At 55.6% G+C, this 2,914-nt stretch carries 2 protein-coding genes; both read left to right on the top strand.

Annotated elements, in window-relative coordinates; all coding sequences use genetic code 11:
- A partial coding sequence (locus tag ABX962_RS33970) for an ASPIC/UnbV domain-containing protein (protein WP_372726102.1) occupies positions 1–590 on the top strand: 590 nt, incomplete at its 5' end.
- A gap of 50 nt (positions 591–640) precedes the next feature.
- The coding region (locus tag ABX962_RS33975) for an FG-GAP-like repeat-containing protein (RefSeq protein WP_372726103.1) at positions 641–2,914 on the top strand (2,274 nt) is incomplete at its 3' end.

Raw genomic sequence — 2,914 nt, forward strand, 5'->3', positions numbered from 1 at the left:
ACGCGGTTCTCGAGTTGGTGGTGTCCAATGGACATGTGGACCACTATCCCAGTGGCGACCGTGCTGCGTTCTATGCCCAACCAATGCAGGTGTTTCAGCGACGTTGGCTCGACCACGGTGCGAACGCCAACGAATTCACTTCGATTGCTGATCGGATTGCCGGCGAATATTTGAAGTCGCCCCACGTCGGACGTGCCCTCTGGAAACTGGATGCCAATCGTGATGGACGCACCGATTTGGTCGTGACACACCAATCCGAACCTGTTGCCCTGCTGATCAACCACAGTAAACCGTCGGGAAATTGGTTGGAATTGCAGCTTGTCGGACGCGATTGCTCGCGAGACGCAATTGGTGCGACCGTCCATGTCCAGTCGGGCGATCAACAGTGGACCGCGGGGCAAATCTCGGGTGACGGATTTCTGTGTAGCAACGAGCGTGTGATCCGAGTCGGAATGGGTAGCGCGAGTGGCGATTGCGTTGTCGTGGTGAATTGGCCCGATGGTCAACAACAGCGATTCCATCGACTGTCGATCAATTCTCGCTGGTTGCTCGTGCAAGCAGACGCGGACGCGTTTAGGTGGCAGCGATGAAATTCAAAATCCTTGGCTCTAGTAAATCCGTTCGCCGGTCGCGGTCCGACATGATCATTGATTTCGTGAACGTCCTCTTGCTGTATCGAAGATGTTTCTTCGGTGAAAGACGGCGATTCGATGCGTGTAGCCGCAGTTGCATGTTAACGGTGCTGTGGTTCGTCATGACCGTGGGAGTGGTTGGCTGTCGCGAGGCAAACGAAGTCACCACAGACATCGCTCCGATCGCAAACCACTCGGAATCCGCAGCGGAATCGTCGCGGACGCAATCACAGCGAATTGAGTCCGCCGTGCGGTTGATCGAAGCGGGGGCCACGTCGGAAGCCTCGTTGGTGATCCGTGATTTGTTGATCGAGGATCCTGATGATTTGCGATTTAATACGTTGATGCTGCGGGTGTTGGTCGCCGATCAGGACATCGCGGGAGCGGTATCGCTGTTGGACCGGATGGTGGATGTGCATCCGCAACGTCACGACGATCTGCAGGCTCATGCGGCAAACCTGTTGTATCACGACGGAGCGGTCGAAGAAGCGATCGGGCGGCTTGAGTCACTGCTGACACGGTCGCCCGAGTTTTACGAAGCTCGGCGGCGGTTGGCTCAAATGCTGAATCAACAAGGATACATGTTTGACGCCAATGAGCAGCTTCGAATTCTGATTCGCGACCATTCGATGACGCTTGACGAATTGGTTAGCTTGATCTTTCCCGATCGGTCGTGGGTCGCGGTGAAGGATATTCCGCAGGATCGCAGCGAGTGGCCGAAGCATCAATTGAGCTTGATGAGTGTCGCTTTGGCCTATCGCATCGAGGGGAATCCTCGTCGGGCACTTCAGTATTTGAGTGAGTTTGACCCGAGTGGGCGCCGCACCGATCCAGCGATCTTGTCATTGCATGCCCGCTCGTTGGCCGACGCGCAGATGTATCCGCAGCTAAGGGATTGGGTTGCCTCGGCACCGATTCAGTGCCAGCGTTATCCCGATTACTGGATCGCATGCGGGAACTTGGCGATCCACGACAAAGACGATGCAGCGATCGTTTGTTTTGCAAATGCGATCCAGAAGGAACCGCACAGTTTGGACGCTCACTATGGGATGATTCTGTCGCTCGAAAATGCGGGACGCACGTCGCAAGCCGAATTGTTTCGCACGCGATCCCAATTGCTCGATACGTTGGGACATAACGTCCGAACGATCCGCGATTCAACGCATCCGAATTCGCAAGCGTTTGTCGATGTGGCGACCGGGTTGATGAGTGTGGGGCGGTCGTTGGAGGCGATTGCATGGCAGGATTTCGCCTTGGCTCTTTTCTCGCCTCAGTCGCCTCAGCGTCATCAGATTGGCAGTTACAAGTCACGCGTCCTGGCCGAGTTTCCCTCCGGCAGCGACGAATCGACGATCTTGTGTGGGCTTGATCCACGCGAGTTGCCGTCGCTGGATCGCTGGTTCGCCATGCTCAAACCTGTTTCATCCACCACCGAGGCTGCGATCAAAACCGTCTCGCATGTTAGAACGACTCGCGACGATTTCCCTCCGATCAATGCTGTTTTCTCAAACGTCGCCGAGCAAGTCGGGATCGAGTTTCGCTATCGCAATGCCGCCGTCCCGGTGGAACGTGAATTCCTAATCTTCCAAGCCTTCGGTGGCGGAGTCGCATGTTTGGATTTTGATCGAGATGGACACGTTGACTTCTATTTTGGGCAAGCGGCGACAACTCCGCCCGCTGGGATTTCGGCTCATTCCAATGCGTTGTTTCGAAATCATGACGGTCAATTTATAAACGTCATCACAGGGGCCACGGCGGACAATCGAGGGTACGCCGTCGGTGTGACCGCGGGGGATTGGAACCAAGACGGTTTCGCCGATTTGATGATCGGCAACTTGGGGCGAAACGAACTGTTGATCAACCAAGGGGATGGTAGCTTTCGTCCGCTTGCCGACGACTCACTCGCAGAGGTGTCGTCGTTCACCAGCAGTGTGGCGATCGCCGACGTGACAGGCGACACGCTTCCGGACATTATCGAGATCAACTATCTGGATGATCCACGCATTTTTGATCCGATCCAGTATGACGCCGATGGCAAGCCCGTCTCGTTGCCGGGGCCGTTGCAGTTCAAGCCCGCAATGGATCGCGTCTGGGTTTCCGGCGGCGATGGAACGATGATGCCAAAACCGCTCGGGGATCAAGATACAGACGGCTTTAGTACCGGGCTAGCCTTGTTGGTTACGGATTTGGACCAAACGCCTGGTAACGATGTGTTTGTCGCAAACGATCTGCGAGCCAATCAATTGTGGGTGCGTCACGATCCTGATGATTTGCGTTCGGCG

Source organism: Novipirellula sp. (assembly GCF_041583735.1).
In the GTDB taxonomy this organism is placed as follows: Bacteria; Planctomycetota; Planctomycetia; order Pirellulales; family Pirellulaceae; genus Novipirellula.